Annotated in this window: 23 protein-coding genes; 19 read left to right on the top strand and 4 right to left on the bottom strand. The window is 67.8% G+C overall.

The window, feature by feature from the left end; translation table 11 throughout:
• Positions 1–228: 228 nt before the first annotated feature.
• On the bottom strand, positions 229–993 hold the full coding sequence (locus tag ACQI46_RS23880; RefSeq protein ID WP_427096530.1) for an SDR family NAD(P)-dependent oxidoreductase: 765 nt from the start codon (positions 991–993) through the stop codon (positions 229–231).
• Positions 990–1,754, bottom strand: coding sequence for an SDR family NAD(P)-dependent oxidoreductase (locus ACQI46_RS23875; RefSeq protein ID WP_427096529.1), 765 nt, complete (start codon positions 1,752–1,754; stop codon positions 990–992). The genes ACQI46_RS23880 and ACQI46_RS23875 overlap by 4 nt, the downstream gene beginning before the upstream one ends.
• A gap of 108 nt (positions 1,755–1,862) precedes the next feature.
• Between ACQI46_RS23875 and meaB the strand changes: the two genes are divergently transcribed.
• A complete protein-coding gene (meaB, locus tag ACQI46_RS23870) occupies positions 1,863–2,738 on the top strand; it encodes a methylmalonyl Co-A mutase-associated GTPase MeaB (RefSeq protein ID WP_427096528.1) in 876 nt (291 codons plus the stop codon).
• 6 nt (positions 2,739–2,744) lie between these two features.
• Here meaB and ACQI46_RS23865 read toward each other — a convergent pair whose 3' ends face one another.
• Positions 2,745–4,361: an FAD-dependent oxidoreductase gene (locus tag ACQI46_RS23865; protein WP_427096527.1), complete on the bottom strand. Its 1,617-nt coding sequence runs from the start codon at positions 4,359–4,361 to the stop codon at positions 2,745–2,747.
• A gap of 27 nt (positions 4,362–4,388) precedes the next feature.
• Entirely contained in the window at positions 4,389–5,120 is a 732-nt protein-coding gene (locus ACQI46_RS23860; RefSeq protein ID WP_427096526.1) for an IclR family transcriptional regulator, read from the bottom strand.
• A gap of 145 nt (positions 5,121–5,265) precedes the next feature.
• Between ACQI46_RS23860 and ACQI46_RS23855 the strand changes: the two genes are divergently transcribed.
• From ACQI46_RS23855 to ACQI46_RS23770, 18 genes are read left to right on the top strand one after another with little or no spacing between them, the layout of a single operon-like run.
• Positions 5,266–6,132, top strand: coding sequence for an alpha/beta fold hydrolase (locus ACQI46_RS23855; protein WP_427096525.1), 867 nt, complete (start codon positions 5,266–5,268; stop codon positions 6,130–6,132).
• On the top strand, positions 6,129–7,832 hold the full coding sequence (locus ACQI46_RS23850) for a bifunctional 3-(3-hydroxy-phenyl)propionate/3-hydroxycinnamic acid hydroxylase (protein WP_427096524.1): 1,704 nt from the start codon (positions 6,129–6,131) through the stop codon (positions 7,830–7,832). The genes ACQI46_RS23855 and ACQI46_RS23850 overlap by 4 nt, the downstream gene beginning before the upstream one ends.
• The gene (locus ACQI46_RS23845) at positions 7,780–8,697 is read left to right on the top strand and encodes a 3-carboxyethylcatechol 2,3-dioxygenase (protein WP_427096600.1); all 918 of its coding nucleotides are present in this window, start codon (positions 7,780–7,782) and stop codon (positions 8,695–8,697) included. The genes ACQI46_RS23850 and ACQI46_RS23845 overlap by 53 nt, the downstream gene beginning before the upstream one ends.
• Complete coding sequence (locus ACQI46_RS23840; protein WP_427096523.1) at positions 8,697–10,496, top strand: FAD-binding protein; 1,800 nt, start codon at positions 8,697–8,699, stop codon at positions 10,494–10,496. The genes ACQI46_RS23845 and ACQI46_RS23840 overlap by 1 nt, the downstream gene beginning before the upstream one ends.
• Positions 10,497–10,502: 6 nt before the next feature.
• Positions 10,503–11,822: an LLM class flavin-dependent oxidoreductase gene (locus tag ACQI46_RS23835; protein ID WP_427096522.1), complete on the top strand. Its 1,320-nt coding sequence runs from the start codon at positions 10,503–10,505 to the stop codon at positions 11,820–11,822.
• Between the two features lies 1 nt (position 11,823).
• Positions 11,824–12,660 (top strand): coniferyl-alcohol dehydrogenase, encoded by an 837-nt coding sequence (locus ACQI46_RS23830; protein WP_427096521.1) that lies wholly within the window; start codon positions 11,824–11,826, stop codon positions 12,658–12,660.
• Between the two features lies 1 nt (position 12,661).
• Positions 12,662–13,660: a cyclase family protein gene (locus ACQI46_RS23825; RefSeq protein WP_427096520.1), complete on the top strand. Its 999-nt coding sequence runs from the start codon at positions 12,662–12,664 to the stop codon at positions 13,658–13,660.
• Between the two features lie 2 nt (positions 13,661–13,662).
• Positions 13,663–14,259 (top strand): NADPH-dependent FMN reductase, encoded by a 597-nt coding sequence (locus ACQI46_RS23820; RefSeq protein ID WP_427096519.1) that lies wholly within the window; start codon positions 13,663–13,665, stop codon positions 14,257–14,259.
• Complete coding sequence (locus ACQI46_RS23815; RefSeq protein ID WP_427096518.1) at positions 14,256–15,080, top strand: alpha/beta fold hydrolase; 825 nt, start codon at positions 14,256–14,258, stop codon at positions 15,078–15,080. The genes ACQI46_RS23820 and ACQI46_RS23815 overlap by 4 nt, the downstream gene beginning before the upstream one ends.
• Positions 15,077–15,901: an SDR family NAD(P)-dependent oxidoreductase gene (locus tag ACQI46_RS23810; RefSeq protein WP_427096517.1), complete on the top strand. Its 825-nt coding sequence runs from the start codon at positions 15,077–15,079 to the stop codon at positions 15,899–15,901. The genes ACQI46_RS23815 and ACQI46_RS23810 overlap by 4 nt, the downstream gene beginning before the upstream one ends.
• Before the next feature lie 53 nt (positions 15,902–15,954).
• Positions 15,955–16,608: a TetR/AcrR family transcriptional regulator gene (locus tag ACQI46_RS23805; protein WP_427096516.1), complete on the top strand. Its 654-nt coding sequence runs from the start codon at positions 15,955–15,957 to the stop codon at positions 16,606–16,608.
• Position 16,609: 1 nt separating this feature from the next.
• Positions 16,610–16,804: a ferredoxin gene (locus ACQI46_RS23800; protein WP_427096515.1), complete on the top strand. Its 195-nt coding sequence runs from the start codon at positions 16,610–16,612 to the stop codon at positions 16,802–16,804.
• A 40-nt stretch (positions 16,805–16,844) separates the two neighbouring features.
• Complete coding sequence (locus ACQI46_RS23795; RefSeq protein ID WP_427096514.1) at positions 16,845–18,074, top strand: cytochrome P450; 1,230 nt, start codon at positions 16,845–16,847, stop codon at positions 18,072–18,074.
• Positions 18,075–18,109: 35 nt separating this feature from the next.
• A complete protein-coding gene (locus ACQI46_RS23790; RefSeq protein ID WP_427096513.1) occupies positions 18,110–19,285 on the top strand; it encodes an amidohydrolase family protein in 1,176 nt (391 codons plus the stop codon).
• Between the two features lie 8 nt (positions 19,286–19,293).
• Positions 19,294–20,562, top strand: coding sequence for a M24 family metallopeptidase (locus ACQI46_RS23785; RefSeq protein WP_427096512.1), 1,269 nt, complete (start codon positions 19,294–19,296; stop codon positions 20,560–20,562).
• Positions 20,552–21,685, top strand: coding sequence for a M24 family metallopeptidase (locus tag ACQI46_RS23780; RefSeq protein ID WP_427096511.1), 1,134 nt, complete (start codon positions 20,552–20,554; stop codon positions 21,683–21,685). Before ACQI46_RS23785 ends, ACQI46_RS23780 begins: the two co-directional genes overlap by 11 nt.
• On the top strand, positions 21,678–22,637 hold the full coding sequence (locus ACQI46_RS23775) for an enoyl-CoA hydratase/isomerase family protein (protein ID WP_427096510.1): 960 nt from the start codon (positions 21,678–21,680) through the stop codon (positions 22,635–22,637). Before ACQI46_RS23780 ends, ACQI46_RS23775 begins: the two co-directional genes overlap by 8 nt.
• 6 nt (positions 22,638–22,643) lie before the next feature.
• Entirely contained in the window at positions 22,644–25,055 is a 2,412-nt protein-coding gene (locus tag ACQI46_RS23770) for a CoA transferase (protein WP_427096509.1), read from the top strand.
• The last annotated feature ends 11 nt before the right edge of the window (positions 25,056–25,066 follow it).

Raw genomic sequence — 25,066 nt, 5'->3', positions numbered from 1 at the left:
GCGCTCCACTAGTTTGCGCGAGCGCGCGTGTCTGTCCCTCGACACGCCGTAATTCTCGTGCATTTCGCGCGCGCTCGCGGCGACCGAGCGCGCGCGGAATGCCGAATACCGGTCGACAGCCGGCAAGCCGTCAAGAGAGTGCGCGCGCTCGCGCCGATCGAGCGCGCGTGAAATGCCGCCTGCCCTCGGCGTGTTGGGGGACAGACACGCGCGCTCGGCAAAACGAGGCTAGCGGAGATCCAGCTCTTCGGAACGCTGGATGGTTCCGGTGATCCCGGAGGCGTCTTGCTGGGCTAAAAGCACCGCGGCGCGGGCCATGGCCTCGGGTGGCTCGACCATCTCGGGCGGGATCTCGACACCCCCGCCACCGGCCTGCCAGCCCTCGGTCAACACCACCCGCGACGGGCTCAGACAATTGACCGCGATGTTGTCGGCCTTCAGATCGCTGGCCAGCCCCAGATACAGACGTTCGGTCGCGGCCTTGGACACCCAGTAGGCATTGGCGCCGTAATCGGTCATCGTCACCCCGGTGGTCGTCACCGCGATCAGCGAACCCCCGCCGCGGGCCCGCACATGCGGAATGACGGCCTTGGTCACCAGGAAGACACCCGTGGTGTTGACGTCGAGGCACAATTGCCAGCGTTTGAGCGGGGTGGTCTCGACAGGTCCCATCCAGAGCACGCCCGCATTCGCCACCAAGATGTCGATCCCGCCGAACTCCGCGACCGTCCGATCGACGGCGTGTTCGACGGATTCTTCGCTGGTGACGTCGCAGCGCACCGGCAGCGCCTGCCCGCCCGCATCGCTAATCCCTTGCGCCACAGCACCGATGGTGCCCGGCAGCTTGCCCTCGACCTCCGAACGCGCAGCGACCGCCACAGCGGCGCCCGCCTCGGCCAACGCCCGGGCGACGGTCGCTCCGATGCCACGGCTGGCCCCCGCGACGAAGGCCACCCGCCCGTGCAGCGGGCGACCCCCGTCCCCACCGCTCATTTCGGCGGGAAGCGCAGTGCCCCGTCGAGGCGGATGACCTCGCCGTTGAGGTAGTCGTTTTCGACGATGCTCTGTGCAAGCCGTGCGTACTCCGTGGACCGGCCCATGCGCTTGGGGAACGGCACCTGCGGGCCCCAGTACTGCTCGAGCTGGTCGGCCGCCTTGCCGTACGCGGGGGTGTTGATGGTGCCCGGCGCAATGGTGACGACGCGAATCCCCAACGGTGACAGGTCACGCGCGGCGACGAGCGTCATTCCCAGTACGCCGCCCTTGGCTGCCGAATACGGCAGCTGCCCGATCTGACCCTCCATGCCCGCGATCGACGCGGTGGTGATGATGACGCCGCGTGCACCCTCGTCCAGCGGTTCGGTCTTGGCGATGGCCGCCGCGGACAACCGCATGACGTTGAACACCGCCGTCAGATAGAACTCGATGGTCGTCCGGAAGCCCTCCAGGTCCAGCGGTGAGCCGTCCTTGCCGATCAGGCGGCCACCGCTGGCCGGGCCGCCGTGGGTGTCGACCGTGATCCGCAGCGGTGCAAGCGCTTCGGCGACGGCGATCGCCTCGTTGACCGAGTCCTCGGAGGTGGCATCGGTGCGGACGTAACGCACGCCGAGCTCCTTCTCGAGCTCCTTGCCCCTCTCATCGGCGAGGTCGGCGACGACCACCTTGGCGCCGGCGTCGTGCAACCGACGCACTGTCGCCTCGCCGAGGCCACCCGCGCCACCAACGACCACTGCCGAACTGCCGGCGATCTCCATGCGTGTGACCCTCCTTGAAACGCGGACTCTCGTGCTGGGAGAATAACATTCTCCATTCAGCACGGGAACGGATGAAACGAGGTGAGTGGTCTGCGTACTGTTCCAGTCGTGACCATCGACGAGCTCGTGACTGCGGCCCGCAGCGGATCGCTCAGAGCCACCGGTCGTCTGCTCAGCTATGTGGAAAGCGACCGGCGCGACGAGGTGCTCGACGCCCTGGGCGACGTGGCGCCGGCCCGGGTCGTCGGGATCACCGGTCCTCCGGGTGCCGGCAAATCGACCACGGTGGGGGCGCTGGTCGGGGCATACCGTAGCCGCGGTATGCGGGTCGCCGTGCTGGCCGTCGATCCGTCCTCGCCGTACAGCGGTGGTGCGCTGCTCGGCGACCGGATCCGGATGGCCGCGCACATCAACGATCCCGAGGTGCTGATCCGGTCGGTGGCCAGCCGCGGCCATCTGGGCGGCCTGGCCGCTGCCGTGCCGGCATCGATCACGCTGTTGTCGGCGCTGGCCTACGACCTGGTGATCCTCGAATCCGTCGGCGTCGGGCAGTCCGAGATCGAGATCGCCGCGGTCGCCGACCCGACGGTCGTCGTCCTGAATCCCGGGGCGGGTGACGCCGTGCAGGCGGCCAAGGCCGGCCTGCTCGAGGTCGCCGACATCGTCGCGGTCAACAAGGCCGACCGCGAGGGCGCCGACCAGACCGTCCGCGATCTGCGGGCCGAGACCGCCGCGCCGATCGTGAAACTGATCGCGGCGCGCGGTGAGGGTATCGAGGAACTCATCGACGTCATCGAGGCCACCCATCGGACCGACGACGCGTCCCGGCGGACCGCGCGGGCCCGCTCGCAGATCCTGTCGCTGGCCCAGACGCTGCTGCGTGAACACGCCGACCTCGACCAGCTCGCTGCCGCGGTGGCCGACGGGACGTCGAACGCCTACGCGGCGGCCGCCCGGCTCATCGCCGGGCAGGCCGACCGGTGAGGGTGCTCAGGTAGCCGACCGGCCGGTGGCCGCGGTATAGCCGGCGCGGTAGCCGAAAACCATTGCCGGACCGAGTGTTCCGCCCGCCCCGCCGTAGGCCTTTCCGGTCGCGCCGGCCATGGCGTTGCCGGCGGCGAACAGCCCGGTGATCGCGGTGCCCGAGACGTGCAGCACGCGGCCGTCGCGATCGGTGCGCGGACCGCCCTTGGTGCCCATCGCACCGACCGATACCGGTACCGCGTAGTACGGCGCGGTGTCGATCGGTCCGAGGGTCTTCCCGGCGGTGGTAGGGGCGTTGGTGTCACCCCAGTAGCCGTCATAGGCGCTGGCGCCGCGACCGAACTCGGGGTCGTGTTCGGCGGCCACGTTGGCGTTCCACGCCTCGAGCGTGCGGGCCAACCCGTCGGCGTCGATGCCGGTCTTCTCGCCGAGTTCGGTGAGATCCCCTGACTGGCAGAACCATTCGGGCACCGGACCGTCCGGGTCGACGCCGAGGAACCCGTAGTTCTTCAGGTGCAGCGAGTCGAACACGATCCACGCCGGGTCGTTGGCGTAGCCCAGCTTCGGGTCGAGGTAGTGGAATGGGCCGGCCATCGAGTTGTACTCGCCGGCTTCGTTGACGAAGCGCTTACCGGCCCGGTTGACGATGATGCTGCGCGGGCGGGTGCGCTCGAGTCGGACGCTGCGGCTGCGGGGATGACCTTCGAACGTGTCGCCGGGGATCTGCACGATCGGCACCCACCACGCCTCGCCCATGTTGGCCAGGTCCGCGCCGAGGGCCATGGCCATCCGCAACCCGTCACCGGTGTTGTTGGGCGGGGACACCGCTCCGCGCATCGGGCCACGCAGATAGGCCTCCACCAACCGCGGATCCCATTCGAACCCGCCGGTACCGAGGATCACCGCACGGCGAGCCCGCACCCGGACCTCATTGCCGCTCAGCTCAATTCGTACTCCGGTGACGCCGAGTGCATCGGTGAAGAGTTCGGTCGCCCGGGCCTCGGTGTGCGGTGTGACGCCGAGGTCGAGCAACCCTTTGAGTAGACCCGCGATCAACGACGTCCCCGCCACGCAGTAGTCACCGGCGTCGTCGTCATCGAGCGAGGCGTGGATGCGCGCGCGGGTCTCGGCGTCGATACCGACGTTGCTGAAATCCGCGGGGAACGAGGTGATGCGGTCGCGCCACTGCCCGAGCGTCGAGAGGTCGAACGGCTTCGTGTTCAGCGAACGACCACCGCCGGGCCGCCCGCCGGGTAGCTCGGGCTTGTAATCCGGGAAGCCCTCGGCGACTTCGAACCGCAGGTCGCTGTGCGCCTCGACGAAGTCGAGCATCGGCGTGCCGGTGCGGACGAACGTCTCCACCAGGTCGTCGTCCATGACGCCGAGGGACTGGGCGTGCAGATAGGCCAGTGCGTCCTCGACGCTCAGCTCTCCGTCGGGGGACCGGTTGTGCGCGGGAATCCAGACGATTCCTCCCGACACGGCGGTGGTGCCGCCGACGGTTGCCGCCTTCTCATACACCTCGACGGAAGCGCCCTGTGCCGCAGCGGTGAGCGCGGCGGTCAGTCCCGCGCCTCCACTGCCGAGCACGACGACGTCCACCTCGTGGTCCCAGTCGGTCACCGGTGTTCCCTTCTTCCAGCGTCGGGGTCAGGACAGCACTGCTGACAGCTCATGGGCTGCCTTGAGGACGGCGTCGCGGCCGCGTTCGACGACGTCTTCGCGGTGCGAGATCAGGTTGATGCAGGTGGGCGGCGACGGTGGCCGGCGCCGAACCGGTACTGCCAGACCGTAGGTGTTCGGCTCCACCTCGCCGTGGGTGATCACCCACCCCTGTTTGCGGGCTTGCTCGACGAGGTCCCGTTCCCCCGGTCGCGGAGGCATGCTGGCCAGCAGAGCGACCCCTGCCGCGCCGCGCTCGAGCGGGTAGCGGCTGCCCTCGTGGAAGGAGAGCTGGTAGTAGACGTTGGTCGGTGCCATGACCGCGATGGCGACCTGCTGGTCACCCTCGGCGACCAGCAGCGACACCGTGGTGCCCAGTTCGTCGGCCAGGGCGCGCAGCGTCGGCACGCACAACTGGCGGACGTTGTTGTCGAACGATGCGCCGAGCAGTGCCAGGGCCGCAGCCGAGCGGTAGCGGCCGTCCTCGCCCTTGGCGATGAAGCGGAACTGCGCGAGCGTGCTCAACAGCCGGTAGGCGATCGTGCGGTGCACGCCGATGTCGTCGGCGACCTGAGTGACGGTCAACCCGGTGGGGGAGCTCGCGACCAGTTGGAGCGCGCTCAGTCCGCGAGCCAGCGTCTGCGAACCGGGCACGGCGGCACCGGCAGCTGCTGCGCTGTCGGCGCCGGAGGAAGCCGATTCGCCGGACGCTCGAGTCATACGGACCTTCCTTGACAGAAACCCGCCGTGAGAGTGATGCTCTAACTATAGTGCACATGGATGTGCGATAAATGAGCGAGACGCTTACAAAATACGAGAATACGATTCTCGCCGTCAAGGGTTTCCAGGCCGGAAAGGGAGTGCGGTGACGGAGTTCGAGAGCGTGTGGAGCGACCTGCAGGGCGTCGCGTTCTCCCAGGGGTATCTCGACGCAGGGGGAGTGCGCACTCGCTATCTGCATGCCGGCGACACCTCCAAGCCGGCGTTGGTGTTCCTGCACGGCTCCGGCGGACACGCCGAGGCCTACGTCCGCAACCTCGAGGCTCACGCCCAGCACTTCTCGACCTGGTCGATCGACATGCTGGGCCACGGCTACACCGACAAACCCGGGCATCCCCTCGAAATCCCGCACTACGTCGACCATCTCGTCGCGTTCCTCGACGCGATCGGCGCGCAGCGGGCCCACATCAGCGGCGAGTCGCTGGGCGGGTGGGTCGCCTCGCGAATGGCGGTCGACCACGCCGACCGACTCGACCGCCTGGTGCTCAACACCGCCGGCGGATCTCAAGCCGACCCCGAGGTGATGCAGCGCATCATCACGTTGTCGATGGCGGCGGCCGAGAATCCGACCTGGGACACCGTGCAGGCGCGCATCAAATGGCTGATGGCCGACAAGTCCAAGGACTACGACGACATCGTCGCCAGCCGGCAGCGCGTCTACCGCCAGCCCGGCTTCGCCGACGCGATGCGGGACATCATGGCGTTGCAGGACCCCGAGATCCGCGCCCGCAACCTGATCCGCCCCGAGGACTACGGGTCCATCACCACCCCCACGCTGGTTGTCTGGACCAGCGACGACCCGACGGCCGACGTCGACGAAGGCCGCCGCATCGCCTCGATGATCCCCGGTGCGCGGTTCGAGGTGATGCCCGGCTGCGGGCACTGGCCGCAGTACGAGGACCCCAAGACGTTCGACCGGCTCCATCTGGACTTCCTGCTGGGGCGCGCATGACCTCGACGGCGCAGCTCACCGACGTCGACGTCGTCATCGTCGGCGCTGGACCGTCCGGCCTGACGTTGGCGAACATCCTCGGGCAGCAGAAGATCCGCACTCTGGTCGTCGACGAGCGCGACACCCTGATCGACTATCCGCGCGGGGTGGGGCTCGACGACGAGGCGCTGCGCACGTTCCAGTCGATCGGCCTGGTCGACAACGTGCTGCCGCACACGGTGCCCAACCAGATCCTTCGGTTCTTCGACGGCGACCGCAAACTGCTGGCCGAAATGGCCCCGCCCGACGCGCGTTTCGGCTGGCCCAAGCGCAACGGCTTCGTCCAGCCGATGGTCGACGCGGAACTGTTCGCCGGCCTCGGCCGCTTCGACACCGTCGATGTGCGGTTCGGGCACCGCATGAGCAACTGCACCGACGACGGTGACGTGGTCACCGTCGAGTTCGCCGACGGTCAACCACCCGTCACCGCACGGTACGTCGTCGGCTGCGACGGCGGCCGCAGCGCCACCCGACGCCTGATGGGGGTGTCGTTCGACGGCACCACCTCCTCGACGCGCTGGCTGGTCGTGGACTGCGCCAACGACCCGCTGGGCCACCCCAACAGCGAGGTCGGCGCCGATCCTCGGCGCCCGTATGTGTCCATCGCGATCGCGCACGGCATCCGGCGCTTCGAGTTCCTCATCCACCCTCACGAAACCGATGAGCAGGCCGACGATCCCGCGTTCGTCCGCCAGATGCTCGGACAGCTGGTGCCGTACCCGGAACGCGTCGACATGATCCGGCACCGGGTGTACACCCACCATTCGCGCATCGCGGGCTCGTTCCGCAAGGGCCGGTTGTTGCTGGCCGGCGACGCCGCACATCTGATGCCGGTGTGGCAGGGCCAGGGCTACAACAGCGGCATCCGCGACGCGGCGAACCTGGGCTGGAAACTCGCCGCGGTGGTCAGCGGGCAGGCCGGCGACGCGCTGCTCGACACCTACGACGTCGAGCGCCGCAAGCACGCGCGCGCCATGATCGATCTGTCGACCATGGTGGGCCGGGTCATCTCACCGACGAACCGCCGCGTGGCCGCGCTCCGCGACCGGGTGATCCACGCCGCCTCGGTGGTCCCCACCCTGAAGCGCTACGTGCTCGAGATGCGGTTCAAGCCGATGCCCAGGTACCTGCAGGGCGCGGTGCACCACGCGCAGCCGGCCAGCCCGAACTCGCCGACGGGCACGCTGTTCATCCAGCCGCGCGTCGACACCCGCGACCGGTCCGACGTGCGACTCGACGATGTCATCGGCCCCGGCTTCGCAGTCCTGTGCTGGAGCAACAACATTCGCGCCGTCCTCGGCGAAGCCGCCTTCAGCCGGTGGAAAGCCCTCGGCGCCACCTTCATCGAAGCCCGCCCGATGACCCAGCTGCACTGGACGGGACACGACGATCCCGACGTCGTCGTCATCGGCGACCGCACCGGAGCGCTGAAGTCGTGGTTCGACGTCTACACCGATTCGGTGCTGTTCCTGCGTCCCGACCGCTGCATCGCCGGGGCCTGCATCGCCCAGCGCGCACCCGAGGTCTCGCAGGCGCTGTTCGGCGTGCTCCATCTGACCCAGGAAGGAGGCCCGAGTTCGGATGGCAAGTCAGATCGCGCTGTGCGCCATGTCGCACAGTCCGCTGCTGGATCTTCCGGGACCGTCAGCGGAACTCCTTGACGACATCGAGTCGGCGATCACGGTCGCCCGCGAGTTCGTGGCGGCCTTCGATCCTGAACTGGTCGTGACCTTTTCGCCCGACCATTACAACGGCTTCTTCTACCGTGCGATGCCGCCGTTCTGCATCGGCACCGCCGCTCGCGGCGTCGGCGACTACGGCACCTACGCCGGACCGCTGGACGTCCCGGCCGAATTGGCGACCGACTGCGCCCGCGCGGTGCTGGACGCCGATGTCGATGTGGCGCTGTCGGCGGAGATGGACGTGGACCACGGCACCGTCCAGCCGTTGCAGAAACTCTTCGGCGACGCGACCACCAAGCCGGTGATCCCGGTGTTCGTCAACTCGGTGGCCACCCCGCTGGGTCCGATGCGACGGGTCCGGGCACTCGGTGATGCCGTCGGCGCGTTTCTGGCCACCCTCGGCAAGCGCGTGCTGGTCATCGGCTCCGGTGGGCTGTCCCACGACCCGCCCGTACCCACGCTGGCGACCGCACCCCCGGCGGCCCTGGACCGCATCGTGCGCGGGGTGCCGATGACGACCGAACAACGCCAGGCCCGGCAGACCGCGGTGATGGAGGCGGCACGCCAGTTCGCCGCCGGTGCCGGCGCCCTGGCGCCGTTGAACCCCGAGTGGGATCAGGCGTTCCTCGATCTGGTCGACACCGGTCGCCTCGCCGAGGTCGACGCGTGGGACAACACCTGGATCGCCGCGCAGGCCGGCAACTCGGCCCACGAAGTCCGCACCTGGGTGGCGGCGTTCGCCGCGCAGGCCGCGCAAGGTCCTTATCAGACCGGCAGCCGGTTCTACCGTGCTGCCCCCGACCTGATCGCGGGATTCGCGATCCGAACGGCGGTGTCCACCTGATGAATTCGCCAGCACTCCAGCCCTTCGACCACGTCACCGATGTCCTGGTGATCGGGTCCGGTGGCGGCGGCATGACCGCCGCGCTGGCCGCCCGGGCCGAGGGGCTGAACACCCTGGTGGTGGAGAAGGCGCCGCGCTTCGGCGGCTCCACCGCGTTGTCGGGCGGCGGGATCTGGGTACCGGGCGCGCCGTCGCAACGCCGCGAAGGCTACGTGCCCAACCCCGACGACGTGTTCGGCTACCTCAAGGAAATCACCGGCGGACTCGTCAGCGATGCCCGGCTGCGTGCCTATGTGGACGCGGCGCCGGAGATGATGGAGTTCCTCGAAAAGCTCAGTCCGTGGCTGGAATTCGTGTGGAAGCCCGGATACGCCGACTACTACCCGGAGCTGCCCGGCGGCTCGGCGCTGGGCAGCACGATCAACGTGCCCGAGATCGACCTGCGGGTGCTCGGCGACGAGGAACAGAACCTGCTGGCACCCCTGGCGATGGCGCCCAAGGGTATCTGGTTCGCGCCGAAGGATCTGCGGCTGTTCTATCAGGTCCGGCAGAACTGGCGCGGCAAAGCGGTGCTGCTGAAGCTGATCTGGCGGATGGTGCGCGCGCGGGTCTTCGGCGACCGGATGGCCGCGATCGGGCAGTCGCTTGCCGCGCGTCTGCGCCTGGCGATGAAAGAGCGCGACATCCCGCTGTGGCTCAACGCGCCGATGACCGAGCTGATCGCCGATGTCGACGGCAGCGTGATCGGCGCGGTCATCGAACGCGACGGCGTGGCCCAGCGCATCCAGGCCCGCCGCGGCGTGATCCTGGCCAGCGGAGGATTCGACCACGACATGGCATGGCGGCTCGAGCACCTGCCCGAACTCAAACGCGTCCGCGACCTGGCCGGCGACAAGGACTGGAGCTTCGGCAACCCGGTCGCCACCGGTGACGGCATCCGGGCCGGGGAGAAGGTGGGCGGATCCACCGAACTGCTCGACGAGGCCTGGTGGTTCCCCGCGATCTGCTGGCCCGACGGGCGCCTGCAGTTCATGCTCAACGAACGGATGATGCCGTCGCAGTTCGTCGTCAACGGCGAGGGCAAGCGCTTCATCAACGAGGCCGCCCCGTACATGGATTTCGCCCACGCGATGATCGATGGCGAGCGCTCCGGAGTCACCCACATCCCGTGCTGGCTGATCACCGACATCCGGTCGTTCCACCGCTACGTCGTCGCGGGTCACCTTCCGCTGCCGAAGATCCCGTTCGCCCCGGTGCCGACCGGGTGGAAGGTGCCCAAGGCGTGGTTGGACTCCGGGGTGGTGTGCGAAGGCAGCAGCTTCGAGGAGCTGGCCGAAAAGATCGGGGTTCCGGCCGACCAGCTGCGTGCGACCGCTGAACGCTTCAACGAACTGGCCCGCCGCGGCCACGACGACGACTTCAACCGCGGCGACAGCGCCTACGACAACTATTACGGCGATCCCACGCTGCCCAACCCGAACCTGCACCCGCTCGGCAAGCCGCCGTACTACGCGTTCCAGATCATCCTCGGAGACCTCGGGACCTCGGGCGGACTGCGCACCGACGAGCACGCCCGGGTGCTGCGGGCCGACGATTCGCCGATCCGCGGGCTGTACGCCGTGGGCAACGCCTCGGCCGCAGTCATGGGACGCAGTTATGCCGGTGCCGGCGCCACGATCGGCCCGGCGATGACGTTCGGCTACGTCGCGGTCAAACACATAGCAGGTACCGGCGCGGCCGCGAGCCCTGATCACCAACCCCCGTCAGCCATCGATAGCCCCGAATCTTCAAGGAGGTAAACAGAAGTGAAGATTTCCCTGTTCTACGAGTTCCCACTGCCGCGGCCATGGTCCGAGGACGACGAGCACCAGCTGTTCCAGCACGGCCTCGACGAGGTGGAACTCGCCGACAAGGCCGGGTTCTCGACGGTGTGGCTGACCGAGCACCACTTCCTCGAGGAGTACTGCCACTCCACCGCCCCCGAAATGTTCCTGGCCGCAGCCAGCCAGCGCACCAAGAACATCCGGCTGGGCTTCGGCGTCATGCACCTGCCGCCGCCGATCAACCACCCGGCCCGCATCGCCGAGCGCGTCGCGACACTGGACCACCTGTCCAACGGCCGCGTCGAATTCGGCACCGGTGAGGGATCGTCGGTGGCCGAGCTCGGTGGGTTCAACATCGACCCGGCCGACAAACGCACCATGTGGGAAGAGGCGCTGGAGGTCTCGATCCGCTGTATGACCGAGGCGCCGTTCACCGGCTTCAAGGGTGAGCACGTCGAGATGGCCGCCCGAAACGTCATCCCCAAGCCGCTGCAGAACCCGCACCCGCCGGTGTGGGTCGCCTGCACCCGTCCCTCGTCAGTGCAGATGGCGGCCCAGAAAGCGATCGGCGCACTGAGTTTCGCCTACACCGGTCCCGAAGCGCTCAAGACGCGCGTCGACGGGTACTACAAGGAATTCGAAGAGGCGGGCGCCCCGGTCACCCCGGCGATCAACCCGAACATCCTGGCCATCGGCGGTGACCTGTCGATGATGGTGGCCAAGTCCGACGAAGAGGCGCTCAAGCGTCTCGGCATCGGCGGCGGGTTCTTCTCGTTCGGCATCATGCATTACTACGTCAACGGCATGCACACCCCGGGTCGCACCGGCGTGTGGGAGCTCTACGAGAAGGCCGTCAAGGAGGACCCGACGCTGGCATACGGCCCCGGCCGCGGCGCGATCGGTTCCCCGGAGACGGTGCGGGAGTTCCTGCGCGGCTACGAGGCCAGCGGCGTCGACGAGATCATCCTGCTGCTCAATCCGCGCAGCCACGAGGGCACCATGGAGTCCATCGAGATCATGGGCAAGGAGATCCTGCCCGAGTTCATCGAGCGCGACGAGAAGGCCGTCAAGGACAAGGCCAAGCGGCTCGAGCCGGTGATCGAGAAGGTCGAGGCGCGTCGCCGGCCTTCGGAGGCGCCGATGTTCGACGAGACATATGCGTTCGGCGGCCTTCCGACAGGTCGGGGCGGCAAGTTCACCGCCGGTGAGATCCCCGAGGCCATGGCCGAGATCAACGAGGGCCGCGTCAAGGCCGCGGAGCAGGAGAAGCAGGCCAGGGCGGTCAAGGAGGCCTCGGGCTGACGTGGGCGCACTGGATGAGCTGGTGCGCTACGACGGCAGACACGTCGTGGTCACCGGCTGCGCCTCCGGGATCGGCGCCCGGGTGGCCGACCAGTTGGCCGCGCTGGGCGCCCGAGTCACCGGGCTGGACCTGCGAGAGCCCGAACAAACGTCGGCAGCAAGAGAATTCGTGGCCGTCGACCTGGCCGACCCGGCGTCGGTGGCCGCTGCGGCCGCCGCCGTCGACGGCGAGGTTCATGCACTGTTCAACATCGCGGGGGTCTCCTCGGGCATCGGCGACCCGGTGCTGGTCATGCGGATCAACTTCCTGGGCATGCGGCAGTTCACCGAGGCGCTGATCGACCGCATGCCCGAGGGGTCGGCGATCACCAACGTGTCGTCGTTGGCCGCGTCGGGGTACCGCGACCACGCGCACGTGACCGCCGGGCTGCTCGACACCACCTCGGTGGACGAGGGTCTGCAGTGGTGCGCGGAGCATCCCGATGCGTTGGCCGACGGCGGTTACCGCCAGTCCAAGGAGGCGATCATCCTCTACGGGATGCGTAAAGCCGTGGAACTGGGTCCGCGAGGCATCCGGGTCAACTGCAGCGCACCAGGGGTTACGGAGACCCCGATCCTCGACCAGCTGCGGTCGAGGTACGGCCAGCAGTACCTCGACTCGTTCAGCGCACCCCTGGGCCGGGTGTCGACCCCCGAGGAGCAGGCTGCGCTGCTGGTCTTCCTCGGCAGCCGCGCTGCCGGCTACGTCACCGGGCAGGTGGTGTGGGCCGACGGCGGCATCTCCGCCGAGCGGTTTCTTGCTCAGAACGCTGAATCCGAAGCGAAACAGAGGAGTTGACGTGGCCGGCAGTATGACCGATTTCCGGCGGATGGCCGATCAGGTCCGCAACTGGGGCCGGTGGGGAAGCGACGACGAACTCGGCACGCTGAACTTCATCACGCGCGAGAAGGTCGCCGAGGCCGCGGCCACCGTCAAGAGCGGCAAGGTCATCTCGTTGGGCGGGGACTTCAGCGCCGGCGGCCCGCAGGGCGCGTTCAAATTCCGGCAGAACCCCGTGCACACGATGACCGTCGACGGCGGCGACGCCTCCACGCTCGTCGAGTACGGACCGCAGTGGCTGCGCAACGCCGTGGCAGCCGACATGAGCGCGTTCTTCGCCGACAACCCATTCCGGTTCAACGACGACATGATCGTGATGCCGCTGCAGGCCGCGACCCAGTGGGATGCGTTGTCGCACGTGTACTACGAGGACAAGCTCTACAACGGCTACCCGGCGGACTCGGTCACCAGCTTCGGCGCGTTCCACCTGGGCATCGAGAAGGTCGACGTCAAGGGCATCACGTCTCGCGGGGTGCTGCTCGACGTGGTCGCCCACCGCGGTGCCGAGACGTTCTGCGAACCGGGCACCACCATCACCCCCGACGAACTCGACGAGATCGCCGCCCGGCAGAAGGTCGAGATCCGTTCCGGGGACGTTGTTGTCGTCCACACCGGGTGGTGGACCCGGTTCCTGTCCACCGGCGAAGGCACCGAGCCCGGCGCGGGTCTGGACTGGACGTGTGCGGCGTGGCTGCACGAGCGCGACGTGGCCGCCGTGGCCGCCGACAATCTGATGGTCGAGGACCCGGACCCGGGCAACGGCATCGAGGGCACCTTCCTGCCGATGCACATGCTCTGCCTGCGCGACATGGGGTTGATGCTCGGCGAGTACTGGGATCTCGGCCCGCTGGCCGCGGACTGCGCCGCCGACGGCGTCTACGAATTCCAGCTCGTCGCACCGCCGTTGAAGGTCGTCGGTGCGGTCGGGGCCCCTGTCAGTCCCATTGCGATCAAGTGAGGATGTCAGTGACCGAAAGCAAGCAACCGTTCATCGTCGGCCTGGGCGGCACGCTACGCGCCAACTCGTCGACCGAACGAGCCGTGCGGCACTGTCTGGAAGCAGTCGAGCGCCAGGGCGGGCGTACCCGCATGTTCGCGGGCCCGGACCTCGACTTGCCCATGTACGCGCCACACCAACTCGAGCGCACCCCGGGAGCTCTGGAACTGGTTGCGGCGCTGCGTGATGCCGACGCCGTGGTCGTCGGGTCACCGGGATACCACGGCGCCATCTCAGGCCTGGTGAAGAACGCGTTGGACTACATCGAGGACCTGCGTGAAGACCCGCGGGTGTATCTGGACAACACCCCATGGGGGTGCATCAGCTGCGCGTACGGCTGGCAGGCCGCGGTCGGCACCCTGACCCAACTGCGCAGCATCGGGCACGCGCTGCGCGCCTGGCCGACCCCGCTGGGTGTGGCGATCAACTCCGCCGACCCCATCTGGGACTCCTCCGGCGCGCTGGCCGACACCGAACAGGGCAAGGCGGTCGCCAACCAATTGGAACTGCTGGCAAGCCAATTGCTGGCGTTCGCGCAGACCTCGAGGACCTTCACGTGAGCGGTCGACGGTCGGTAACCGTCGACGGTCTGCACACCAGCTACCTCGAAGCCGGAACCGGCGACCCCGTCGTCCTACTACACGGCGGTGAGTTCGGCGCCAGCGCGGAGATCGGCTGGGAGCACACCGTCGACGCGCTCGCACGGCGCTATCGCGTACTGGCGCCCGACATGCTCGGCTTCGGTGACTCGGCCAAAGTCGTCGACTTCACCGACGGCCGCGGCATGCGCATCCGCCACATCGCGCGGTTCTGCGAGGTCATGGGCGTCGACAGCGCCCATTTCGTGGGCAACTCGATGGGTGCGATCAACCTGCTCGTCGACGTCACGTCCGAGAAGCCCGTACTGCCGCTGCGCAGCCTGGTCGCGATCTGCGGAGGCGGCGAGATCCAACGCAACGAGCATGTCAGCGCCCTGTACGACTACGACGCCACTTTCGATGGGATGCGCAAGATCGTCCGTGCGCTGTTCCACGACGAGTCCTACCCGGCCGACGAGGACTACGTGCGGCGGCGTTACGAGTCCAGCATCGCACCGGGCGCGTGGGAATCGTTGGCTGCGGCCCGATTCCGGCGACCGGGCCTCGAGCCGCCGGCCACGCCGAGCAGCGCGCGCGCCTACGAGCGCATCACCGTGCCGACGCTGATCGTGGAAGGAGGCGCCGACAAGCTGCTGCCACCGGGGTGGTCCGCCGAGATCGCCGGCCAGATCACCGGCGCCCGCTCGGCGATCATCGACGCCGCCGGACATTGCCCGCAGATCGAGCAGCCCGCGGCGCTCAACGCGTTGTTGTTGGACTTCTTGGAAGGAATCACGGGATGACGGAACTGGCCGGGAAAGTCGCGATCGTCACCGGCGGAGCATCCGGGATCGGCCGCGGAATCGCTGCACGGTTCGCGGCCGAGGGCGCCGGTGTGCTGATCGCCGACGTGCGCGACGACCTCGGGGAGGCGCTGTCGGCCGAACTCAACGCAGCCGGCGGGCGCACGGTGTACCGCCACACCGACGTCGGCGACCAGAACGAAGTGGCCGACATGGTGGCCGCGGCGGTGAGCGAGCTCGGCGGTCTGCACGTCATGGTGAACAACGCCGGCATCTCGAGCCCGCTGAAGAAGGGCTTGTTCCACGAGGACCTCGAGGAGTTCGACCGGGTCATGCGGGTCAACCTTCTCGGCGTGATGGCCGGCACGCGCGACGCCGGTCGTCACATGGCCGAGCACGGCGGCGGCTCGATCATCAATCTCGGATCGATCGGCGGCATCCAGGCCGGCGGCGGCGTCTCGAGTTACCGAGCCTCCAAGGCTGCGATCATCCACTTCACCAAGTGCGCGGCGATCGAACTGGCCCACTATGAGATCCGGGTGAACTGCCTGGCCCCGGGCAACATCCCGACGCCGATCCTCGCGTCGTCGGCCACCGACGAGGACCGTGCGCGACTGGAGAAGTTCGAGGCCCGGATTCGCCAGCAGATGCGCGACGACCGTCCCCTGAAACGGGAGGGCACGGCCGACGATGTCGCCGAGGCGGCCCTGTACCTGGCGACCGACCGTTCGCGGTACGTGACCGGAACCGTGCTCCCCGTCGACGGCGGCACCGTGGCCGGGAAGGTGATCGCGCGCAAGCCGGCGGCCAGTCCTTCGTGACCGCGTTAAATCAGTTGCTTGACTTATCTGGTGTGACGGGGTTCACTCATGGGGTGACCACCGCCCGGAGTGTCCGTGCCGACCGCGCCAGCAGCACGCAAGAAGCGATCCTGAAGGCCGCCGAGCGTCTCTACGCCGAACACGGCGTGTTCGCCGTGTCCAACCGACAGGTCAGCGAAGCCGCCGGCCAGGGCAACAACGCCGCCGTCGGATATCACTTCGGCACCAAGACCGACCTGGTCCGGGCCATCGAGCACAAGCACCGCGGCCCCATCGAAGCGCTGCGGGAACGCCGCGTCGCCCAGATCGAGGATCCCGCCGACATGCGTGCGTGGGTTGCCGCCCTGGTCTGCCCGCTCACCGATCACCTTGCCGCTCTGGGCAATCCGACGTGGTATGCCCGGTTCGCCGCGCAGGTGATGACCGACCCGGCCTACCACAACATGATCGTCAAGGATGCGCTGTCGTCGCAGTCGTTGGTTCGTGTGCTCGACGGCATCAACGGCTGCCTGCCCGACCTTCCGGTCGACGTGCGCGTGGAACGCAACATCATGGGCCGGAACCTGTTGATGCACAGCTGTGCCGATCGGGAGCGATTGCTGGCCCAGGGCTCGCCGGTGGCCCGGTCGTCGTGGCAGGACGCGGCAACCGGCCTCATCGACGCACTCATCGGACTGTGGCACGCGCCCGTGACGGAGACGAGTTGACATGAAAGTCACCGTCGACCAGGACAAGTGCGTTTCCTCCGGCCAGTGCGTACTCAACGCCGGCGAGGTCTTCGACCAGCGGGACGACGACGGCGTCGTCGAGCTGCTCATCGCCGAGCCCGGACTCGAGTACGCCGACCAGACCCGTAAGGCCGCGGCCGCATGCCCCGCCCTGGCCATTCATCTCGAGGAGTGAAGACCCATATGACCGACGACGGCTTGCCGGAGGAGACGAAATGACGGACACGCTTGCCCAAGAAGCTGTTTCGGTGCCCGAGTACCCGATGGAGCGCTCAGCGAGCTGCCCGTTCGCGCCGCCGCAGCAGATGCTCGAGATGAACGAGAGCAAACCTCTGTCGCGGGTGCGCATCTGGAACGGGACCACGCCGTGGCTGGTCACTGGGCACGCGGTGGCGCGGGAACTGTTCGCCGACTCCCGGGTCAGCGTCGACGACCGCATCGAGGGCTTCCCGCACTGGAACGAGCACATGCTAGCGACGGTCGACAAGCGCCCGCGCTCGGTGTTCACGTCCGACGCCGAGGAGCACACCCGGTTCCGCCGGATGCTGTCCAAGCCGTTCACCTTCCGTCGCGTCGAGGCGCTGCGTCCGGTGATCCAGGACGTCACCAACGAGTGCATCGACGAGATCCTGGCCGGTCCGCAGCCCGCCGACATGGTGGCCAAGCTCGCGCTGCCGGTGCCCACCCGCGTGATCAGCGACATGCTCGGGGTGCCCTATGAGGACCACGAGTTCTTCCAGGAGCACGCCAACGCCGGACTGGCCCGCTTCGCTGCCGCGGATGCCATGCAAAAAGGCGCGATGAGCCTGCACCAGTACCTGATCAACCTGGTCGAGGAAAAGCAGAAGAACCCGGCCGAGGACGCGGTGTCCGACCTGGCCGAACGCGTCACCGCCGGCGAGATCAGCGTCAAGGAGGCCGCCCAGCTGGGCACCGGCTTGCTGATCGCCGGCCACGAGACCACCGCCAACATGATCGGCATCGGCATCCTGGCGCTGCTGGAGAACCCGGAACAGGCGGCGGCGCTGCGTGATTCCGACGACCCGAAGTTCATCGCCAACGCGGTCGAAGAACTGATGCGGTACCTGTCCATCATCCAGAACGGACAGCGTCGGGTGGCTCTGGAGGACATCGAGATCGCCGGCGAGACCATCAAGGCGGGGGAGGGCATCATCCTCGACCTCGCCCCGGCGAACTGGGATGCGGCGGCGTATCCCGAACCCGACAAGCTCGACTTCTCCCGCGACGCCGGTCAGCAACTCGGCTTCGGCTACGGCCGGCACCAGTGCGTCGGTCAGCAACTCGCCCGTGCCGAGCTGCAGATCGTGTTCCACACGCTGCTGCGCCGCATGCCGACGATGCGCCTGGCCATCCCCTTCGACGAGGTGCCCTTCAAGCACGACCGGCTCGCCTACGGCGTCTACGAACTACCAGTGAACTGGTAACAGCCCTCTCCCACAGCCCGATTGGAGTTCCCACGATGTCCAGCCCGACATTGCCGTCCCCGCTCTATCCCCCTGAAGGTTGGGGTGCGCCCAAGCACCGCCAGGGTCATTCCACCGGAACCGTCGCCGGACTTCCCCAAGGCACCGAGATCTTCTCCGCCGACAACCACATCTCGGTGGCCGACGACATCTTCTACAACCGCTTCCCCGACGAGCTCAAAGGCGCGGCCCCGCGCATCTGGTACGAGGACGGCGCCTACATGGTCGGCATGAAGGGCAAGGCCTGGACCGGAGGCGACTTCGGTCGCGTCCTGATGCAGTACGACGACCTGGCCGGCGCGGCGTCGAACAACATCGCCGCGCGGATCCGGGAGCTCAAAGAGGACGGCATCGACAAGGAGTTGGCATTTCCGAATGCTGTACTCGCCCTCTTCCATTACCCGGACAAATCGCTGCGGGAGCGGGTCTTCCGTATCTACAACGAGCACATCGCCGATCTGCAGGAGCAGGCCAAGGGCCACTTCTACGGTGTCGGCCTGATCAACTGGTGGGACCCCAAGGGCACGCGCAGCACCCTCGAGGAGCTCAAGTCCTACGGGATCAAGACGTTCCTGCTGCCGCTGAACCCGGGTAAGGACGACGACGGCAACATCTACGACTACGGCAGCACCGACATGGACGCTGTCTGGGACGAGATCGAGGCGGCGGGCCTGCCGGTCAGCCACCACATCGGCGAGACCCCGCCGAAGACGCCGTGCCAGAACAACAGCGTCGTCGTCGGCATGATGGTCAACGTCGACTCCTTCCGTGAGCAGTTCGCGAAGTATCTGTTCAGCGGCATCCTGGACCGTCACCCGCAACTCAAGGTCGGCTGGTTCGAAGGCGGCATCGCGTGGGTGCCCACGGCACTGCAGGACGCCGAACACATGCTGGCGTCCTACCGCCACATGTTCAATCACGAACTGCAACACGGCATCCGGTACTACTGGGACCACCACATGAGCGCGTCGTTCATGGTCGACCCGCTCGGACTGCAGTTGATCGACCACATCGGTGTCGACAACGTGATGTGGTCCTCGGACTACCCGCACAACGAGAGCACCTTCGGCTACTCGGAGAAGTCGTTGGCCACCGTCGTCGAGGCGGTCGGCTCCGAGGCCGCGGTGAAGATCGTCAGCACGAACGTGCAGAAGTTCCTGGGGCTTGTGTGACCGAAGCGATGACAGCCTCTATTGATTCGGGCGTCACGCAGATCGCCCGGACCGGGTACACGTGGCTGGACATCCCTGACGAGCCGGACTTCGCCCGGATGCGTCGGGAGGTCGGGTCGCGTCTGCACGCCGCCATGGCCGACCAGGGCGTGGATGCGCTGGTGCTGCTGGGCAACAGCAACGTCATGTATGCCACCGGAATCAGCTGGCCCCTGGCCGACGCGGGCCTGTCCCACGTCGAGCGGCCGGTGGCGGTGGTGCTCGCCGACGACGAGCACCCCCACCTGTTCCTGCCGTTCCGCGAAGGTGCGGCCATGGAGTCGGATCTGCCCGACGACCACGTGCACGGGCCGGTCTATCTCGAATTCGACGAAGGGGCCGCCGAATTCGCGCAGACGCTGGCGCGGCTCATCCCGTCCGGCGCGACGATCGCGACCGACGAACTGACCGGTGCGATGCGTCGGGCCGGCACCGCCCTGTTTCCCAACGCGCCGGTGGACGCCGGACCGGTGGTCGGTGCGGCCAAGATCGTGAAGACGATCGACCAGATCGCGTGCATCCGGCGGGCGTGCCAGATCACCGAGGTCGCTGTCGGCGAGATCCAGAGGTCGCTGGCCCCGGGGGCACGGCAGATCGATCTGTCGGCCGAGTTCGTGCGTCGCACCTTCGAACTGGGCGCCACCACGAACATGTTCGACTCGATCTGGCAGGTCATGCCGACGTCGAAGGACGAGGGTCCGTGGACGACCACCGGTGATCTGGCCCTGCCGCTGCTGACGACAGAACGTGAGCTGGCCGAGGGCGATGTGCTCTGGACCGACGTGTCGATCGCCTACCACGGTTACTGCTCCGACCACGGCCGCACCTGGATCGTCGGTCGCGAACCCACACCGGTTCAACAGCAGCAGTTCGACAAGTGGAGCCAGATCGTCGACGCCGTGCTCTCGGTGACCAAAGAGGGTGCGACCTGCGGGGACCTCGGGCGCGCGGCGACAGCGGCCGCGGGCGGGGAGAAGCCGTGGCTTCCGCACTTCTACCTGGGGCACGGCATCGGCACCAGCGCTGCCGAAATGCCCATGATCGGAACCGATCTCGGCCAGGAATGGGACGACAACTTCGTGTTCCCGGCCGGCATGCTGCTGGTGTTCGAACCGGTGGTCTGGCAGGACGGCACCGGCGGTTACCGCGGTGAGGAGATCGTGGTGGTCACCGAGGACGGCTGGATGCCGTTGACCGCGTATCCCTACGACCCCTACGAGGTGTCCCGTGGGAACTGAGATCGAGGCCGACGGCCACGCACTGCGCGTCAGCCGTCGGCAGCGCGCTCTCGCGCAGATGGAAGCCCATGACCTCGACATGTTGGTGCTCGGCAGACAGGCCAACGTGCGCTACATCTCCGGCGCCCCGCAGCTGTGGGTGGTCGGCACGCGGCCGTTCGGACCGATCTGCGAGTTCGTGCGGGCAACCGGGGAAATCCATCTCAACAGCACCTGGGACGAGGGCATCCCCGAGGAGATCCCGCACGAGAACCTCTACGGGTTCGCGTGGAACCCGATGACGTTGGTCGGCATCCTGCAGAACATCGAGGGCGCGGACACCGTCCGCCGCGTCGGAACCGATGCGCTGACACCGATGTTCGCGAAGCTGTTGCCCATGGCATTCCCGAACGCGGAGTTCGTCGACGCCGAGCCGGCCATGCAGGCCGCCCGCCGGATCAAGACACCCGAGGAGGTAGAGGCTTTGCGACGCGCGCTTGTGGTGGCAGAAGAGGGGCTGGCCGCCGGTGTCGGCGCGCTCGGCCCGGGCACCACCGAGGGCGCACTGGCCGGTGCCGTGCTGGAGGCCGAGGCGGCCGGCGGCGTGAGCACCCCGGCGACCCAGGATGCGGCGTGGGTGACGTCGAAGCAGCATCCGTGGCGTCGTGCCGAGGGCGACGGCGTGGTGCGCGAGGGTGACCTGGTGGCGTTGTCGGCCGGGGTCCTGGCCGACGGCTACGTCGCCGAAGTCGCCCGCACACTGCACGTCGGTGAGCCGACCGACGCGGTGCGCGCCCTGTACCGCCGGCGAGACGACCTGTGGGACAGGCTGATCGATGCGTGCCGGCCCGGTGCACCCACCAGCGGCCTGCTGGACGCCTACGAACAGGCGGGTGAGCAGTTGCCGGCGATGCCGGTGGCGCACGGTCTCGGCCTGGGGTTCGATCCGCCGGTCGTGACACCGCGTCTGCGGGCCACCGCAGACGCCGAGAATCTCGAGGAAGGCATGGTGATGGCGGTAACCGCCTATGTGTGGGAACAGGGCGTCGGTGCGGTGTTCACCCGCGACGCTGTCTTGATCACCGCCGACGGCGCCGAGGTCCTCTCGGCCGCTCCGGCATACCGTGAGGCCGTTCATGGCTGAGCGGCCGAAACCGGAGGAGATCATCCTCTACGAGAAGGACCCCCGGACCAAGATCGCCACCATCACGTTCAACCGCCCGGAGTTCCTCAACGCTCCGACCTCGATGGCGCGGTTGCGGTACGCCGATGTGCTGCGCGCGGCCAACACCGACAACGACGTCAAGGTGGTGATCATCCGCGGCGTCGGGGACAACCTGGGCAGCGGTGCGGATCTTCCGGAGTTCATGGAGGGCAACGACAATCCTGCCGCGCGCCTGGCCGAGCTGCGACTCGAGGATGACGGGGTCGGCGAGGTCACCTATCCGCCGAAGGGGACGTTCCGCAACGGCGCCACCATCAGCGCGTGGTATGCGAACTCCCAAGCAGGCAACCGCGCGCTGCAGGATTTCAAGAAGATCAGCATCGTCGAGGCCAAGGGCTACTGCTACGGCTGGCACTTCTACCAGTGCGCCGACGCCGACCTGGTGATCTCGTCCGACGACGCGCTGTTCGGGCACCCGTCGTTCCGCTACCACGGCTGGGGTCCCCGAATGTGGACGTGGGTGCAGATGATGGGGCTGCGCAAGTTCCAGGAGATGGTGTTCACGGGGCGTCCGTTCACCGCCGCCGAAATGTACGACTGCAACTTCCTCAACAAGGTGGTCGCGCGCGACCAGCTGGAAGCCGAGACGCAGAAGTACGCGTTGGCATGCGCGCGAAACCGCCCGGTGGACACCGTCTTCCAGCAGAAGATGTTCTTCGAGATCTTCAAGCAGCAGCAGGGCGAGTACATGGGCAGCCTGCTGAGCGCGTTCTTCGAGTCGATGGGCAACGGTGTGGCCAACGACAGCGACGAGGACCTGGACATGTTCGAGTCGATCGACAGCGGGCTCTCGGCCGCGGTCAACGACAACGACAGCAAGTTCCCGCCGGAGTTCCGGCTGAGCAAACGCAACCGGGCCAAGAAGGACTAGAGAGGATTGACCGAGCCTCCGCTTTCCGGCTACGTCGTCGTCGATTTGGCCAGTGGCATCGCGGGTAACTACTGCACCAAGTTGCTCGCCGACGGCGGCGCGACGATCGTCAAAGTCGAGCCGCCGCAGGGCGATCCGTTACGCAATTGGTCCGCTTCCGGCGCCGAGATCATCCCCGGCACCGACGGCGCGCTGTTCTCGTTCCTGGCGTGCAGCAAGCACAGCGTGGTGGCCGAACCGGGTGCCGACGACGACTTCGTCGACGCACTGCTCGCCGGCGCCGACGCGGTCATCTGGTCGCGCGGGTCGGGCGTCACCGAGACCGCCCGGTTCACTCCGGCAGCGATCGGTGAGCGCCACCCGCACCTGACCGTCACCGCGATCACCCCGTTCGGCCTCGACGGGCCGTGGGCCGACCGCCCGGCCACGGAGTTCACGCTGCAGGCGTGGTCGGGTGGCATCGTCGGGCTCGGCCGTGGGGCGCCCGACCGGGCACCGGTGTACGTCGGCGGCCAGGTCGGTGAGTACCTCGCCGGCGCCTACGCCAGCGCGGCCACGCTGGCGTCACGGATGCGGGGCGGCGCCGAGGTGATCGACCTGTCCATGCTGGAGACCTCGGTCCTCGGGCTCACCTACTATCCGGTGAGCTACTTCGAGATGCTGGGCCGACCGTGGCGCGACGCGCGGCGACTGACCGTGCCGGGCATCGCCCGGGCGAAGGACGGTCTGGTCGACATCGGTTGCGGCACAGCCCAACAGTGGTTCGACCTGTGCGCCATGACCGGGCACGTCGAGTGGATCGACGAGGAGTCGCCGCTGTCGATCACCGAGCAGGCCAACGAGAAGGCCGAGGAGCTCTACGCCTGGGTCGCCGAACAGACGGTCGACGAGATCCGCGATCTGGCCACGGCCTTCCGCATCCCGAACGCGCCGGTCGCCAACGGCGCCAACGTCGAGCAGCTCGACCACTTCGTGGCGCGCAGCAGCTTCGTGGTGAACCCGCGCGACGGCTTCACCCAACCGACGCAGCCCTACCGCACCACGCCGCCGATGCTGCAGCCGCCGCTGCCCGCGCCGCGCCTCGGCGAGCACACCGAGCACTACCGCGCGCGAACGTGCAGCGACGGTAGTCGAGCAGGTGACACCGCTACGGTGAGTGCACCCTCGCAACGAGACGGCCTGCCGTTCGCCGGGTTGCGGGTGGTCGACATGACGACGTTCTGGGCAGGTCCGAGCTGCACGCACCTGCTCGCCATGCTCGGCGCCGATGTGATCCACGTCGAGTCCACCCGGCACCCGGACGGCACGCGGTTGATCGCCGGGATCCCGGTGACCGAAAACCAGTGGTGGGAAAAGTCGCCGATCTTCTCCGGCCTGAACACCAACAAGCGCGGCATCACGTTGAACCTGCAGAGCGACACTGGCAGGGACCTGCTGAAGAAGCTCATCGCGACCGCCGACGTCGTGGTCGAGAACTTCACGCCGCGGGTGCTGGAGAGCATGGGGTTGACCTATGACGTGGTGCGCGAGATCAAACCCGATGTCGTCATGGTCCGCATGCCCGGCTTCGGGCTCGACGGACCGTGGCGGGACAATCCGGCCTTCGCCTACGTCATCGAAGCGGCCGCCGGCATCAGCTGGCTCACCGGCTACCCCGACCGCAATCCGTTCGAGCCGTACTCGGTGGGCGACCCGAACGCCGGCGTGCACGCCTGCAACGCGATCCTGATCGCACTCGAGCGCCGGCGCCGCACCGGCGAGGGGTCGATGGTGGAAGCCGCGATGGTCGATGCTGCGCTCAACGTCGCCGCCGAACAGGTCATCGAGTACTCGGCCTACGGGACGGTGCTGCAACGCGACGGCAACAGGGGACCGACCGCCGCACCGCAGAACCTGTACCTGTCCAAGGACATCGACGAGTTCGGGCGCCTCGACAGCTGGGTGGCGGTGGCCGTCGCGACCGATGTCCAGTGGACCGCCTTGCGTGAGGCGTTGGGCGACCCGCAGTGGGCACGGTCGGCCGAGCTGGCGACCGCCGCGGGGCGGCGCGCCCACCATGACGAGATCGACCGGCATCTGGGCCGGTGGTGCGGCGAGCGCAGCGCCGACGCGATCGTCGAAACGCTCTGGGACCGTGGAGTTCCCGTGGCCAAGGTGATCCAGCCGCACCGGCAGGCGGAGCTGGCCCAGCTCCGGGCGCGCGGCTTCTTCGAACCCGTCGACCATCTGGTCAACCCCACCACACCGCACAGCACGCTGCCGTTCAACTCCACCCGCGGACCGCAGCGCGTCCACACCGCCCCCGCACCACTGCTGGGACAACACAACCGGGAAATACTCGGCGAACTCGGTCTGACCGCCGACGAGATCCGTGCGCTGGAAGCCGAAGGGGTCATCGGAACGACCCCGGCCCGTTAGCCTTTCGTACC

The organism is Mycobacterium sp. SMC-4 (assembly GCF_050205565.1).
Lineage (GTDB): Bacteria > Actinomycetota > Actinomycetes > Mycobacteriales > Mycobacteriaceae > Mycobacterium.
The sequence above is the reverse complement of the archived record's forward strand: the minus strand, read 5'-3'. Positions and strand labels throughout refer to the sequence as shown.